At 72.1% G+C, this 15,353-nt stretch carries 11 protein-coding genes and 1 pseudogene; 6 read left to right on the top strand and 6 right to left on the bottom strand.

Annotation, left to right across the window (positions count from 1 at the left end):
• The 6 genes from infB to MET9862_RS24965 all read left to right on the top strand — a co-directional run.
• On the top strand, nt 1-2,205 hold a 2,205-nt coding region (infB, locus tag MET9862_RS24990), incomplete at its 5' end, for a translation initiation factor IF-2 (protein WP_142585671.1).
• Nucleotides 2,206-2,318: 113 nt separating this feature from the next.
• Nucleotides 2,319-2,732, top strand: a complete 414-nt coding sequence (rbfA, locus tag MET9862_RS24985; protein ID WP_142585670.1) for a 30S ribosome-binding factor RbfA — start codon at nt 2,319-2,321, stop codon at nt 2,730-2,732.
• Nucleotides 2,733-2,984: 252 nt separating this feature from the next.
• Entirely contained in the window at nt 2,985-3,968 is a 984-nt protein-coding gene (gene truB, locus MET9862_RS24980; protein WP_142585673.1) for a tRNA pseudouridine(55) synthase TruB, read from the top strand.
• Nucleotides 3,969-4,107: 139 nt separating this feature from the next.
• Nucleotides 4,108-5,499, top strand: coding sequence for a dihydrolipoyl dehydrogenase (locus tag MET9862_RS24975; protein WP_142585669.1), 1,392 nt, complete (start codon nt 4,108-4,110; stop codon nt 5,497-5,499).
• 118 nt (nt 5,500-5,617) lie between these two features.
• Complete coding sequence (locus MET9862_RS24970; protein WP_142585668.1) at nt 5,618-8,209, top strand: histidine kinase dimerization/phosphoacceptor domain -containing protein; 2,592 nt, start codon at nt 5,618-5,620, stop codon at nt 8,207-8,209.
• The gene (locus tag MET9862_RS24965; RefSeq protein WP_142585667.1) at nt 8,206-8,790 is read left to right on the top strand and encodes a biliverdin-producing heme oxygenase; all 585 of its coding nucleotides are present in this window, start codon (nt 8,206-8,208) and stop codon (nt 8,788-8,790) included. Before MET9862_RS24970 ends, MET9862_RS24965 begins: the two co-directional genes overlap by 4 nt.
• Nucleotides 8,791-9,120: 330 nt before the next feature.
• On the opposite strand, the gene gmk is transcribed toward MET9862_RS24965, so the two are convergent.
• The 6 genes and pseudogenes from gmk to MET9862_RS24930 all read right to left on the bottom strand — a co-directional run.
• A complete protein-coding gene (gene gmk, locus MET9862_RS24955) occupies nt 9,121-9,795 on the bottom strand; it encodes a guanylate kinase (protein WP_142585666.1) in 675 nt (224 codons plus the stop codon).
• 25 nt (nt 9,796-9,820) lie between these two features.
• The gene (locus tag MET9862_RS24950) at nt 9,821-10,684 is read right to left on the bottom strand and encodes a YicC/YloC family endoribonuclease (RefSeq protein ID WP_244612897.1); all 864 of its coding nucleotides are present in this window, start codon (nt 10,682-10,684) and stop codon (nt 9,821-9,823) included.
• A gap of 173 nt (nt 10,685-10,857) precedes the next feature.
• Entirely contained in the window at nt 10,858-12,240 is a 1,383-nt protein-coding gene (gene mltG, locus MET9862_RS24945) for an endolytic transglycosylase MltG (RefSeq protein WP_142585664.1), read from the bottom strand.
• Between the two features lie 181 nt (nt 12,241-12,421).
• On the bottom strand, nt 12,422-13,888 hold the full coding sequence (gene ntrC / locus MET9862_RS24940; RefSeq protein WP_142585663.1) for a nitrogen regulation protein NR(I): 1,467 nt from the start codon (nt 13,886-13,888) through the stop codon (nt 12,422-12,424).
• Nucleotides 13,889-13,892: 4 nt separating this feature from the next.
• Nucleotides 13,893-15,056: a two-component system sensor histidine kinase NtrB gene (locus MET9862_RS24935; protein WP_244612896.1), complete on the bottom strand. Its 1,164-nt coding sequence runs from the start codon at nt 15,054-15,056 to the stop codon at nt 13,893-13,895.
• A pseudogene (locus tag MET9862_RS24930) lies at nt 15,053-15,353 on the bottom strand (tRNA dihydrouridine synthase DusB); the annotation flags it as partial. The gene MET9862_RS24935 and the pseudogene MET9862_RS24930, both read right to left, overlap by 4 nt.

The following is a 15,353-nucleotide window of genomic DNA, read 5'->3' as shown; positions in this document are numbered from 1 at the left end:
GCCGCCCGCCCGCCGCTGACCCCGCGCCCGGCCTCGACCGAGCCGCGCCGCACCCTCACGGCGGACGTGCGCAAGCCGCGCGACCTGAACTTCATGGCCCGTCCGGCCCCCGCGCCGGAGCCGGAGAAGGCTGCGACGCCGACCACCGCCGCGCGTCCCACCTCGGCCACCGCCGCACGCCCGGCTCCCGGCCGCGCCGCCGCGATGGAGGACGAGAGCGAGACCAAGCGCGTGATCCGGCGCCCCGGTCAGCCGCTCAAGATCATCGCCGCGCCCAAGACGCCGAAATCCCCCGGTGCCGACCGCAGCAACCGCGGCCGCCTCACCATCGCCAACGCCACCTCGGGCGAGGACGAGCGCACGCGCTCCGTCGCCTCGTTCCGGCGCCGCCAGCAGCGCATGAGCGGCCATCGGCACGTTGAGCAGAAAGAGAAGCTGTCCCGCGACGTGGTTATCCCCGAGACGATCACCATCCAGGAACTCGCCAACCGCATGTCGGAGCGGGCCGTGGACGTCATCCGTCTGCTGATGAAGCAGGGCCAGATCCACAAGATCACCGACGTGATCGATTCGGACACCGCCCAGCTCATCGCCGAGGAGCTCGGCCACACCGTGCGCCGCGTCGCCGAGTCGGATGTCGAGGAAGGCCTGACCTCGGACGAGCCGGATCTGGAGGAGGATCTCGATCCCCGTCCGCCGGTCGTCACGATCATGGGTCACGTCGACCACGGCAAGACCTCGCTGCTCGACGCCATCCGCAAGGCGAACGTGGTCGAGGGCGAGGCCGGCGGCATCACCCAGCATATCGGCGCCTATCAGGTGGCCGCGCCGTCGGGCGATCTCGTCACCTTCATCGACACCCCCGGCCACGCGGCCTTCACCTCCATGCGCGCCCGCGGCGCCAAGGTGACGGATATCGTGGTGATCGTGGTGGCGGCCGATGACGGCGTGATGCCCCAGACGATCGAGGCGATTCAGCACGCCAAGGCGGCGAACGTCCCGATGATCATCGCCGTCAACAAGATCGACAAGCCGGACGCCAAGCCGGAGCGGGTCCGCACGGAGCTGCTGCAGCACGACATCCAGGTCGAGTCGATGGGCGGCGAGACCCTGGAATTCGAGGTCTCCGCCAAAACCGGGCAGGGCCTGCCCGACCTGCTGGAGGGTATCCAGATCCAGGCCGAGATCATGAACCTGCGCGCCAACGAGAAGCGCGACGGCGAGGGCACGGTGATCGAGGCCCAGCTCGACCGCGGCCGCGGCCCGGTGGCCACCGTGCTCGTGCAGCGCGGCACGCTCTTCACCGGCGACATCGTCGTGGCCGGCGCCGAGTGGGGCAAGGTCCGCGCGCTGATCGACGACCAGGGCGAGCACGTCCAGTATGCCGGCCCGTCGGTGCCGGTGGAGGTGCTCGGCTTCAACGGCACGCCCGATGCCGGCGACCGCGTCATCGTGGTGCCGAGCGAGGCTCGCGCCCGCGAGGTCACCGAGTACCGCGCCCGCCTGAAGCGCGAGCGCGCGGCCGCCCGCAGCGGCGGCGCCAACCGCTCGCTCGTCGACATGATGCGCGAGATGAAGGAAGGCGCCGGCCGCAAGGAGCTGCCGGTCGTCATCAAGGGCGACGTGCAGGGCTCGGTCGAGGCGATCTCCGGCGCGCTGGAGAAGCTCGGCAACGACGAGGTCGGCGCGCGCATCCTGCTCGCGGGCGTCGGCGGGATCACCGAGTCCGACATCACCCTGGCGCAGGCCTCGAAGGCCTTCGTCATCGGCTTCAACGTGCGGGCCCACAAGGAAGCGCGCGAGGCGGCCGAGCGCAACGGCGTCGACATCCGCTACTACAACATCATCTACGACCTCGTGGACGACATCAAAGCCACGCTGTCGGGCATGCTGCCGCCGACCCTCCGCGAGGAGCGGCTGGGCGAGGCGGTCATCCAAGAGGTGTTCGAGGTCTCGAAGGTCGGCAAGGTCGCGGGTTGCCGCGTCATGGACGGTATCGTCGAGCGCGGCGCCCATGTCCGCCTGATCCGCGACAGCGTGGTGATCCACGAGGGCAAGCTGAAGACGCTCAAGCGCTTCAAGGACGACGCCAAGGAGGTCACCTCCGGCCAGGAATGCGGCATGGCCTTCGAGAACTTCGAGAACATGCGCGCCGGCGACACCATCGAGTGCTATCGGGTCGAGGAGATCCGCCGCACGCTCTGATACGGCCGCTGACGGCCTGGCACGGCGGCTGCAGCCTTCCGCTGCGGCCGCCGTTTCCTTTCGAACCCCCGCTCGCGGCCGATCCCGCGCCGGGGCCGGACATCTGTTGAGACATGGCCCAGAAACCCCAATCCGCCGGTCCCTCGCAGCGCCAGCAGCGCGTGGCCGAACTCGTGCGTCATGCGCTGGCCGAAGTGCTCCAGCGCGGCAATGTGCAGGATCCGACCCTGTCCTCGCACGTCATCACCGTGCCGGAGGTGCGGATGTCGCCGGACCTGAAGCTCGCCACCGCCTACGTCATGCCGCTGGGCGGCCAGGACGAGGCGCCGGTGCTCGCCGCGCTCGACCGTAACCGCAAGGTGCTGCGGCAGGAGGTGGCCCGCCGCGTGAACCTGAAATACGCGCCGGAGCTGCGCTTCCGCCGCGACGAGACCTTCGACGAGGCGGCCCGCATCGACCGCCTGCTGCGCGACGAGCGGGTGAAGCGCGACCTCGTCGCCCCGACGGACGACGAGCCCGACGCCTGAGAGTCCGGGGTTTCCGAAGGGACAAGTCCCTTCGGTGGGGTGTCGGGGCGAAGCCCTGACATGATGATCCCAGGGCTCCGCCCTGGACCCGCGAAAGGGGTGACCCCTTTCGAATCCCGGACAGCCGGGACGGCGTTGACTCATTTCTTTGGACCGCGGCCCGGGCGCGAGGTGGTCGCCCCGCTGCATGAGAGGACAGTGACGGTTTTGATCAACGACCTGCCGCCCCCGGAACGTCCGGCCGCTGCCGAGATGCCCTTCACCCGCGAGCGCCGGCCCGGACCCGAGCGCCGCTCGCAGCGCGGCGCGCCGCGGCCCGACCGGCCGCGCAAGCGCGACGTCTCCGGCTGGGTCATCCTCGACAAGGGCGTCGGCATGACCTCGACCCACGCCGTCGCGGTGGTGAAGCGGCTGTTCAACGCCAAGAAGGCGGGCCATGCCGGCACCCTCGACCCGCTGGCCTCCGGCATCCTGCCGATCGCGCTCGGGGAGGCGACCAAGACGGTGCCCTTCGTGATGGACGGCCGCAAGGCCTACCGCTTCACCGTGGCCTGGGGCACCGAGACCGATACCGATGACGGCGAGGGTCGTCCCGTCGCGACGAGCGAGGCGCGCCCGACCCGCGAGGCCGTCGAGGCGGCGCTGCCGAACTTCCTCGGCGCCATCGAGCAGGTGCCGCCGCGCTATTCCGCCATCAAGATCCAGGGCGAGCGCGCCTACGATCTCGCCCGCGACGGCGAGGTGGTGGAACTCGCCGCACGTCCCGTGCAGATCGACCGTCTCGCGGTGGTCGAGCACGAGGCCGACCACACCGTGATCGAGGCCGAGTGCGGCAAGGGCACCTATGTCCGGGCGCTCGCCCGCGACCTCGGCCGGCTGCTCGGCTGCTACGGCCACGTCTCGGCCCTGCGCCGCACCCGCGTCGGCCCCTTCACCGAGGCCGATTCCTGCGCGGTCGACACGCTCGACGCCGAGAACGCCGAGGCCAATCTCAGCCGCCTCCACCCGGTCGAGACGGCCCTCGACGGGGTGCCCTCGACCGCTGTCTCGCGCGACATGGCCCTGCGCCTGATGCGCGGGCAGTCGGTGATCCTGCGCGGGCGCGACGCGCCGGTGGGCGGCAAGGTCTTCGCGACCTGCGGCGGCATCCTCGTGGCGGTGGGCGACGTGGAGCGGGGCGAGCTGGTGCCGCACCGCGTGTTCCATCTCGGCGGCGCGGCCAACCGCCCGAGCTGACGGACCCGCCGGTCGACCCGGCACCGGCCCCTCGCTCGGCGAGGGGCCGGCACGGGGAACGTTCGTGCACCTGCACTGTTGCCAGCCGGAGCCGCCGATGCCGCCCGCATCGCCGGCCGCGGAAGGCTGCGGAGACGGGATGCGTGAACTGACCTGCGACGTGGCCGTGATCGGGGCCGGGACCGCCGGGATCGCCGCCTGCCGCGCGGCCGCCAAGGCCGGCGCCCGCACCGTGCTGATCGAGCGCGGCCCCGGCGGCACCACCTGCGCCCGCGTCGGCTGCATGCCCTCGAAGCTGCTGATCGCCGCCGGCGCCGCCGCGCACGAGGCCCGCGGCGCCGGCCTGTTCGGCGTGCGGGTCGGCACCGTCACGGTCGACGGACCGGCTGTGCTGGGGCGGCTGCGCGCCGAACGCGACCGCTTCGTCGGCGCCGTGTTCGACTCCCTCGATGCGATCGACCCGGAGTGCCGCCTCGCCGGCCATGCCCGATTCCGGGACCCGCGCACCCTCGCGGTGGACGATCACACCCTGGTCCGCTTCCGCGCCGCGGTGATCGCCACCGGTTCGAGCCCCAGCCTGCCGAAGCCGCTGCAGGGGCTCGCCGAGCGGGTGCTCACCACGGACACGCTCTTCGAGATCCCCGATTTGCCCGCCTCCCTCGCCGTGCTCGGCGGCGGCCCCGTCGGCATCGAGCTGGCCCAGGCCATGGCCCGCCTCGGCGTCACTGTCAGCCTGTTCGACACCGGCCCGGCCCTGGCCGGCCTCACGCATCCCGACCTCGTCCGGGCGGCCCGCGCGATCTTCGCCGCCGAGATCGACCTGCACATGGAGACCGAGATCGCCTCCGCCGAGGCCGCCGGCGCGGGCCTGCGCCTGGCCTGGACGGCGCCGGACGGCAGCCGGGGCGAGGCGGCCTTCGACCGCGTGCTCGCCGCGACAGGCCGGCCGCCGAATCTGGCGGATCTCGACCTGGAGCGCGCCGGCCTGCGGCTCGGCGAGCGGGGCATGCCGGATTTCGACCCCCGCAGCCTGCTCTGCGCCGACGCGCCGGTGCTGATCGCGGGCGATGCCTCCGCCCTGCGCCCGGTCCTGCACGAGGCGAGCCGGCAGGGCGAGATCGCCGGTGCCAACGCCGCCGCGCTCGCCCGCGGCGCGGAGCCGGCGGCGCCGCAGCCCTGGACGAGCCTCGCCATGGTCTTCACCCATCCGCAGACGGCGAGCATCGGCGCGTCCTACGATCCGGACGCCACGGACCGGATCGAGGGGGCGGCCGATTACAGCGACCAGGGACGTGCCCGCATCGAGGGGCGCAACTGCGGGGCCGCGCGGCTCTGGGCGGACCGGTCCGGGCGCCTCCTCGGGGCCGAGATGATCGCACCCGCCGCCGAGCATCTCGGCCACATCCTCGCCGACGCGGTCGGCCGGGGCCTGACGGCATCGGCCATGCTCGATCGGCCGGTCTATCACCCCACTCTCGAGGAGGGATTGAGCGGCGCCCTGACCGAGATCGCGGGCCGCGTGGCCGCCTGAGCTGGACTATGCTGAACTTGATCTGTGACAACAGAGCAGTCGATCGCGGATGGCCCAGGATTGCGCTTCCCTCGACAGCCCTTCATACCGACCAGGCGATGCGTTGGTCATTCCTTTGATGCCGCAGGTTGCAGCTCCCGGCACGGTCGATCCCGATCTCGATAGCCTCACCTCGGACGAGCTCGATCGGCTCGACCTGGGGGTCATCGGGCTCGACCCCACGGGGCGCATCCTCGTCTTCAACGATGCCGCGAGCGCCCTCTCCGGCCTGTCGCGCGAGGCGGTGCTCGGACGCAACTACTTCCGCGAGATCGCGCCCGGCACCAACACGCCGGGCTTCTTCGGCCGCTTCCTCTCGGGGCATCGCCGCGGCGCCTTCGACGAGCGTTTCGAGTTCGTGTTCGGCCGCATGCCGCAGCCCCTGCGCGCGCGGGTGCGGCTGCACAGTGGCCAGGCCCATGGCTGGCTGACCATCGAGCCCCTGGAGAGCCTCGGCGTCGGCGCCCCGCGCGAGGCGGTGATGGCGGCGATCGACAGCCGGTTCCGCGCGGAGCCGGTCGATCCCGGCCTGTGCGAGCGCGAGCCGATCCATATCCCAGGCTCGATCCAGCCGAACGCCGTGATGCTCGCCGCCGATCCGGAAACCCTGACGGTCGTCGCGAACAGCACCAATGCCGGCGAGATCCTGCCCGCGGGCGATCCGCTCCCCATCGGGCGTCCGCTCGCCGCCGTGCTGCCCCTGCCCTTCATCGACGTGATCCGCGCGCGGCTCGCCAGCGGCACCCTGGGCGACGGGCGGTCCGTGCGGCGGACCCTGCGCCTCGACGGGGGCACGTCCTATCACGCCGTCGCGCATGCCCATGCCGGCCGCCTCATCGTCGAGCTGGAGCGCGCGCCGGAGAACCCGGACGATTTCGCCGAGGCCCGGCAGACCGACACCGAGCTGGCGGTGGCGCGCCTGCGCGCCGCCGAGACCCTGGCCGGCGCCGCCCGCATCGCCGCCCTGGAGATCCGCGCGCTCACCGGCTTCGAATCGGTGCTGGTCTACCGCTTCGACGTCGATTGGAACGGCGAGGCCATCGCCGAGGACAAGGATGCGGAGTGGGGCCGCAGCCTGTTCGGCCTGCGCTTTCCCGCCTCCGACATCCCGGCCCAGGCGCGCGCCCTCTACACCAAGGCGAAGAGCCGCTTCGTGGTGGACCGCGACTCGGTGCCGGTGCCGCTGGTGGCGAGCGCGGATGCCGGCAACGCGCCCGTCGACCTGACCTTCGCCCAGCACCGGACGCTCTCGCCGATCCACCTGGAATATCAGCGCAATCTCGGCGTCAACGGCTCGATGTCGATCTCGATCATGGTCGAGAACCGCCTCTGGGGCCTGATGATCGGCCATCACCGCCGGCCGCACTACGTCGCGCCGGAGACCCGCGCGGCGGCGACCGTGCTCACCGATGCCTTCGCCATGCGGGTGCAGGAGATCGAGGCGCGCAGCCTCTGGGCCGAGCGCCAGGCGCATCTCGACACGGAGGGGCGGCTCGTGCGCGAGCTGACCCGGGCGGACGACTTCGTCTCGGCGCTCACGGCCGGCCCGGTGACGATCCTCGACCTGTTCGGTGCGACGGGCGCGGGCATCGTCACGGGCGGGCGCGTCACGCTGATCGGCACGGCGCCGCCGGAAGCCGCAGTGCTCGGGATCGCCGCGTGGCTGCGCGACCGTCTGGGCACCGCGACGAGTTTCGCGAGCAGTGCCTTCACCATCGACCTCCCGGCCGCCGCCCCGTACCGCGAGATCGCGAGCGGCGTCCTGGCGATCTCGGTCGGCGAGGCGCGGGAGACCCTGCTGCTCTGGTTCCGCCCCGAGGTGCCGAGCACCGTGACCTGGGGCGGCGACCCGCGCAAACCCGTGCTCGCCGGCAGCGGGCCGGTGGCGGTGCTGCCGCGGCGCTCCTTCGAGCGCTGGGTCGAGGAGCGCACCGGCTTCGCCGCGCCCTGGGCCCCCTGGCAGGTCTCGCTGGCGGAATCCCTTGCCGAGGCGGTCGACGGCGTGGTCTTGCGCCAGCGCCGCAAGATCGACGAGCTGACCGGCCTTCTCGCCGAGAAGGAGAAGCTGCTCATCCAGAAGGACATCCTGACCCGGGAGATCGATCACCGCGTCAAGAACTCCCTCCAGATCGTCTCGTCCTTCCTCCAGATGCAGCGGCGCCAGATCGCCGACGCCGATGCGCGGCAGGCCTTCTCGGACACCTCGGCGCGGGTGATGAGCGTCGCGCGGGTGCATGACAGCCTCTACCAGGCCGAGCGCATCGAGGAGGTCGATCTCGGCCAGACCATCGAGAGCCTGTGCAAGGACCTCGCGGGAATCGCGGGCGAGGGCCATGCCGTCGATCTCACCGCCGAGACCGGATTGATGGTGCCCTACCGCAAGGCGGTGGCGCTCTCGCTGATCGCGACCGAGCTCGTCACCAACGCCTTCAAGTATGGCGCGCGCGTCCCGGGCGAGGGCCGGGTCGAGGTCACCGTATCCGGGGCGGGCTCGGGCACGGTGAAGCTGCGCGTCTGCGACGACGGCGTCGGCCTGCCGGACGGATGGGAGAACAAGCCCCGCGGCACCGGCCTCGGCATGAAGCTGATCCGGGCGATGCTCGATCAGATCAATGCCCGCCTGGAGGTCGCCAACACGCCCGGCGCCTGCTTCACCGTGACGACCACATGAGGGATGGCCTGCACGCCCGCCTGCGGGCGGCGACTGCGCCGGAGCACGCGGGATTGGAGCGCGACCTCGACTGGCGGGCGCGCGTCGCGACGCTGCCGGGTTATCGCGACCTGCTCGCCCGGCTCCACGGATTCCACGCCGCCTACGAGCCCGCGATCGGGCTGGCGCTGGCCGACGAAGCCTTCCTGGGCGGGCGGCGGCGGCTCGCCCGGCTCGATGCGGATCTGCGTCACCTCGGGCTCGCCGAACCGGCCATCGCCGCCCTGCCCCGCCCGGAGCCGATCCGCCTCGCCGGCCCGGCGGCGGCGACCGGCGCGCTCTACGTGCTGGAGGGCTCGACCCTCGGCGGCCAGGTGATCGGCCGGCATATCGGCTCCGTCCACGGGCTGACCGAGGAGGGCCTCGCCTATTACCGGGCGCACGGCCCGGCGACGGGGACGATGTGGGCGTCCTTCCGCGCGCGGCTGACCCTGTTCGAGGACGATGCGGCCGGCGAGGCCGCGCTCATCGAGGCCGCCATCGCGACCTTCGCGGCGATGCGGGCCTGGCTCGGCGCGCAGGCCGCGAGCCGGGCGGCCTGACCGGCCGATCCGGCTTCAACCGCCACGTCCCTCGCCCCGCCGGGCGGCTGCCGTGTTCACCTCACATCAGGGAACGCGCGTTCCCTCCCCCCTCTGCGGGGGAGGGTGGCCCCTGTGTCAGCAGGGGTCGGGAGAGGGGTGCAACGGTGCAAGAGAGCGCTCGGCATCGACGCTGAACCCTGTCCGGAAGCCGGGTTCCCCTCTCCCGCCTCACTGCGTTCGGCACCCTCCCCCGAAGAGGGGGGAGGGAGGCCACGCCCTGCCCGGTACGGCATGGAAACGTGATAGACGCCCGGCGAGGCGACGGGATCGTTGGCGGCTTGGGTCCGTTCAACCGGATCTCGCCTCGCCCTCCGACAGCAGGCCCTCGACGAATCCCGCGAGCCCGGTGCGGCGGGTGCGCTTCAGGCGCTCGGCCGTGAGGATGCTCTGCAGGGCCGTGAAGGCGTTCTGCAGGTCGTCGTTGACGATGACGTAGTCGTACTCGCTCCAGCGCTGGATCTCGTTGCGGGCGTTGAGCAGCCGCTTCTCGATGGTGGCGGGCGCGTCCTCGGCCCGCCGCTCCAGGCGCTGGCGCAGCTCGGCCATGCTCGGCGGCAGGATGAACACCGTGACGACGTCGTCCGTCAGCTTCGCCCGCACCTGCCGGGTGCCCTGGTAGTCGATGTCGAAGATCATGTCCCGGCCGCTCGCCAGCACCCGTTCCACCGGGCGGCGCGGCGTGCCGTAGAAATTGCCGTGGACCTCCGCCCATTCGAGCAGGTCGTCACGGGCGCGCAGGTCGTCGAAGGCCTCGCGCTCGATGAAATGGTAGTGCCGGCCCTCGATCTCGGAGGGGCGGCGCGCCCGCGTGGTGACCGAGATCGAGAGGTCGAGGCCCCAGCCGCCGTCCTGGGCGATGGCCCGGGTCAGGGTCGTCTTGCCCGCCCCCGAGGGCGAGGACAGGATCAGGATCAGGCCGCGCCGGGCGATCGCGTCCGGCTTATGCCGTGTCGGCTCCGTCATCGCCACCCCTGTTGCCGCATCGCGCTCACTCGACGTTCTGAACCTGCTCGCGGAATTGCTCCACCACGGCCTTCAAGTCGAGTCCGATCCGCGAGAGGCTCACATCGTTCGCCTTGGCGCAGAGCGTGTTGGACTCCCGCCCGAGTTCCTGGGCGAGGAAGTCGAGGCGCCGTCCGATGGCGCCGCCCTGGGCCAGCAACTCGCGCACCGCGCCGATATGGGCGCGCAGGCGGTCGAGTTCCTCGCGGACATCGGCCTTGGCGGCGAGCAGCACCGCTTCCTGGTGCAGGCGGTCGGCATCGAGGCCGCCGCCCTCCAGAAGGCTCGCGACGGATGCGGCGAGGCGCGCACGCACGGCCTCGGGCTTCCGGGCCGGGTTCGCCTCCGCGGCCTCGGTCAGGGCCGCGATGCGCTCGACCTGGCCGCCGACGATGGCGGCGAGCTCCCGGCCCTCGGCGCGGCGGGCCTCGACGAGATCGGCGACCAGCCGCACCACGCCCTCGGCGAGATCGCGGGCGAGGGAGTCCGTCTCCGGCGCGGCTTCCTCCTCCGACTCGATGACGCCGCGGATGCCCAGCAGCCCGTCCATGGTGGCGGGCGCGAGGCCTTCCGGCACCGGCACCCGGGCGACCGCTGCGGCGAGGCTCGCCAGCAGCGCCTCGTTGACCCGGACCCGCACGGCGGTCTCGGGCTTCGTCAGGGTCAGGGAGAGCTGGCACTGGCCGCGGGCCAGGGTCTTCTGCAGGGCGGTGCGGGCCACCTCGCCCACCGCCTCGAAGCCGTTCGGCACCCGCAGGCGCACGTCGAGGCCGCGTCCGTTGACGCTGCGCACCTCCCAGGCCCATTGCACGGGGCCCGTGGTGCCGGTGGCCCGGGCGAACCCGGTCATGCTCGCGATCATGGTCTCGTCAGGCCCCGCGCCGTGGAAGCCCGGAGCCTTACAGCCGATCCCGATCGCGTTGCAATCCGGATCGGCTGTAAGTCCTTGTCGTGACGCGCTCTCTCACGCCGGATCGGTCTTCGTGGCGGCGGAGAACGCTCCGGCGATCCGCGGCGCGCCCGTCAGGGGCGGCCGGGCAGTTCCTTCAGCACCGGCACGGACTTGGCCGAGTTGAGATCGTAGGTCTTGTTCTTCAGCGGATCGAGCTTCGTGCCCTCGGAGGCGTCGAAGGCCTTCGGGCGGGGGCTGCCGGGCTGCCCGTCGAAGGCGACGTTGGTGCCGGGCGCGTAGGCCGAGGCGCGACCCGGCGCCGCGTTCGGGTCCGCCGGCGGCTCGACCTTGTCGACGTTGCCGGCATCGGGCGCCGCCGGGTTCTGGCGGGCGCGCTCGACCGCGCGCCACTTGGCGACGTTGCGCTGGTGGCCCTCCAGCGAATCCGCGAAGGTGTGGCCGCCGGTGCCGTCGGCGACGAAGTAGAGGTCCTTGGTGCGCGAGGGGTTGGCCACCGCTTCGAGGGCGGCGCGGCCCGGATTGGCGATCGGGCCCGGCGGCAGGCCCTCGATCACGTAGGTGTTGTAGGGGGTCGCGCGCTCGATCTCGGAGCGCAGGATGCCGCGCCCCAGGGTGCCGCGGCCGCCGACCAGGCCGTAGACGATCGTCGGGTCCGATTGCAGCTTCATGCGCTTGTTCAGGCGGTTGACGAACACGCCCGCGACGCGCGGCCGCTCGTCGGCGCGGCCGGTCTCCTTCTCGACGATCGAGGCGAGGGTGACCATCTCGGCCGGGGTCCGCACCGGCACCTCGGCGCTGCGGCGCTGCCAGATCTGGTTCAGCACCTCCTTCTGCTTCGCCTTCATCAGGTTGACGATCTGCTGCCGGGTGGCGCCGCGCTCGAACTTGTAGGTGTCGGGCAGGAGCGAGCCCTCCCCCGGGATCTCGCCGATCTCGCCCGTCAGCACGTCGTTCTCGTTGAGCCGGGCCACGATCTGCTCGCTGGTGAGGCCCTCGGGGAAGGTGATGGCGTGCTGGACCTGGCGGCCGGTCGTCACCGTGTCGATGGCGTCGCTGATGCTGGCGCGCGCCTTGAAATTGTACTCGCCGGCCTTGAGCGGCGGGCGGCCGCCGAAGCGGGCGGCGAACTCGAACAGGCCGGTATGGCCGATCACGCCCTCGCGGCGCAGGATCTCGGCGATCTCGCTGGTGCCGCTGCGGGTCGGGATGACCACGACCTTGTCGGCCGGCAGCGGGCCGGGCTCGTGGATCTGCCGCTGGAACAGGGTCAGCCCGATCATCGCGCCGATGGCGAGGACCACGGAGAAGGTCAGGAGACCGCTGATCGTGGCGACGAGGCCGCCGCGCTCGCGCACCGGCCGCTCGGGCGGCGGGGGGGCGGCGGTCGGCTTGATCGCCTCGTTGGGCGAGCGCGGGGACAGGCGCGTCGGGAACGGGGTCTCGTCGCGCGTGATCGGCGTCGAATCCAGCGTCTTGCGTCTGCGGAAGAACATGAAAATCCTGCTCGGGCGGACGCCCGGGCCGGGTCGGGGGCCGAGCCGGGGCGTCGTCCCGCGTCGGGTTGGGCCGCGGACCTTCGAAACTACCCGCTTTTGTGGCGAAATTGCCATCCCGCAGGGCGGGAGCCCATTCACGATGCGGGGGCCGGCATGCCGCCCCCGCATCGCCCGCCGGTCAGCGCGAGGTGCGCAGCACCTGCAGGTCGAGGTCGCGCACCTTCTTGCGCAGGGTGTTGCGGTTCACGCCGAGCAGCTCCGCCGCGCGGATCTGGTTGCCGCGGGTGGCGGCCAGCGCCGCGCCGATCAACGGGCCCTCGATCTCGCGCAGCACCCGGTGGTAGAGGCCGGGCGGCGGCAGGGTGTCGCGGTAGTTCGAGAAGTAGTCGGACAGGTGCCGCTCCACGGCGTTCGACAGGCTCTCGGACTCGCCGGCCTTGCGGGCGCCGTTGCCGCCGGGCGCTGCCGATTGCGGGGGGCTGAGCGGCAGCGTGTCGAGCTCCGCCTCGATGACGGGTCCGGTGATCGTCTCCTGCGGATAGAGCGCGGCGAGCCGCCGGACGAGGTTCTCCAGTTCGCGCACGTTGCCCGGCCAGCGGTAGCGCTTGAGCTTCTCCATGGCGTCGGCGTCGAGGGTCTTGCGGGTCAGCCCCTCGCGCTCGACCAGTACGAAGAAGTGGCGCACGAGGTCCGGCACGTCCTCCGAGCGCTCGCGGAGCGCCGGCAGGCGCAGGGGCACCACGTTCAGGCGGAAGAACAGGTCCTCGCGGAAGATGCCCTGCTGGATCGAGATGCGCAGGTCCTTGTTGGTGGCCGCGATGATGCGCACGTTGGTCTTGATCGGCACGCGCCCGCCGACGGTGGTGTACTCGCCCTGCTGAAGCACGCGCAGCAGCCGGGTCTGCGCCTCCATCGGCATGTCGCCGATCTCGTCGAGGAACAGGGTGCCGCCCTCGGCCTGCTCGAAGCGGCCGGCCGAGCGCTGGAGCGCGCCGGTGAAGGCGCCCTTCTCGTGGCCGAACAGCTCGGATTCGATCAGGTCGCGCGGGATCGCCGCCATGTTGACGGGCACGAAGGGCCCCGAGCGGCGGCGGCCGTAATCGTGCAGGGCGCGGGCCACCAGCTCCTTGCCGGTGCCCGACTCGCCCGTGATCATCACGGTGAGGTCGGTCGGCATCAGCCGGGCGAGGGCCCGGTAGATCTCCTGCATGGCCGGCGAGCGGCCCACCAACGGGATGTCCTCGTTCTCCGGCCCGGCGCCGGGCGGGGCCGCGCCGCGGGGCCGCGACAGGGCGCGGCCGACGATCGCGGTCAGCTCCTTCAGGTCGAAGGGCTTCGGGAGATACTCGTAGGCGCCGCGCTCCGAGGCGCGGATCGCCGTCATGAAGGTGTTCTGCGCGCTCATCACGATGATCGGCAGTTCCGGCCGCACGCGCTTGATGCGCGGCAGCAGGTCGAACACGTTCTCGTCGGGCATCACCACGTCGGTGATGACGAGGTCGCCCTCCCCCTGCGCCACCCAGCGCCACAGGGTCGCGCAATTGCCCGTGGAGCGGACCTCGTAGCCGGCGCGCGAGAGCGCCTGGTTGAGGACCGTGCGGATGGCGGCGTCGTCGTCCGCAACGATGATGTGGCCGTTCGGCATGACTCTACTCGGCCTCCACGACCGATTCGCGCCCGTCGCGGGCGCTCGACATGGGCAGGAGAAGGCGGAAGGTGGTGCGGCGCGGGACCGGATCGCACTCGACGATGCCCCCGTGGTCGCCGACGATCTTGGCCACCAATGCAAGACCGAGGCCGGAGCCCTGCGCCTTGGTGGTGACGAAGGGGTCGAACAGGTCGGGCAGGAGCTCAGCGGTGATGCCGGGGCCGTTGTCGCGCACCGCCACCTCGATGGGCAGGCTCACCCGCTCGCGCGAGCCCGGCACCTGCAGGCGCAGGCCCGTGCGGAAGGCGGTGGACAGGGTGATCTCGCCATCCACCGTGTCGGCGCCGATCGCCTCGGCCGCGTTCTTCACGAGGTTCAGGATCACCTGCACGAGCTGGTCGCGGTTGCCGAGGACCGGCGGCAGCGACGGGTCGTAGGTCTCGATGAAGCGGATGTGACGGGCGAAGCCCGACTGGGCCGAACGCTTCACCTGATCGAGCACGCCGTGGACGTTGACGGCGCCGCGCTCCACCGGGCGCTCGTCGCCGAACAGCTCCATGCGCTCGACGATGCGCACGATCCGGTCCGACTCGTCGCAGATCAGCCGGGTCAGCACCCGGTCCTCCTCGGCGCCGGACTGCTCGAGGAGCTGGGCGGCGCCGCGGATGCCCGCGAGCGGGTTCTTGATCTCGTGGGCGAGCATGGCGCCGAGCGCCACCATCGAGCGGGCGGCGCCGCGATGGGTGAGCTGGCGGTTCATCTTGTCGGCGATGGTGCGCTCCTGGAGCATCAGCACCACGGCCTCGCCGTTGTCGCCCAGAGCGGTGGCGAACACGTCGACGCTGCGCTCATGGCCGGAGCGGGGCTGGACCAGCTCGACCCGGTACTCGCTGACGCTGGAGCGGCGGCGGCGCACCTCGGCCACCAGCGCGATGATCGGCGAGGCGAAGGGGATGATGTCCCGCAATTGCCGCCGCTGCATCAGGCGCGCCGAGGAATCGAAGAAGCTCTCGGCCGCATGGTTGCAGTGGACGATGCGCTCGTCGGGGCCGATCGTCAGCACCGGCAGCGGCAGGGCGTTCAGCACCGCCGCCCCGGTCAGGCCGAGGGAGGCCGCGCCGCGGCCGCCGAGCAGACCCTCGGGCTCCGGGCTCGAATCGGTCATGCCGCCTCCGGAATGGCGCGGGCGGGCGCCCCGAAGGCCGCGCGCAGGAGCGCGCGGGCCGTGCTCGGATCCGTCGTGGTGAGGAGGCGCGTGCGGTCGGCGGCGTCGAGCCCGCCGCCGGCCTCCGCATAGGCCGCGAGATGCTTGCGCGCGTGGCGCACCCCCATCGCAACGCCGTAGAGGGCGATCAGCCCGTCGTAATGCTCCACCGCCACACTCCCCCGCTCCGCCCGCGTGAGCCCGCGCGGCGCCTCGCCCCGCAGGCCCGCGGCCACCGCGCCGACCCGCCAGGGCCGC

The sequence above is a fragment of the Methylobacterium symbioticum genome (assembly GCF_902141845.1).
Classification (GTDB): Bacteria; Pseudomonadota; Alphaproteobacteria; order Rhizobiales; family Beijerinckiaceae; genus Methylobacterium; species Methylobacterium symbioticum.
Note: the sequence above shows the minus strand (reverse complement) of the source record. Positions and strands in the feature narration are given on the sequence as shown.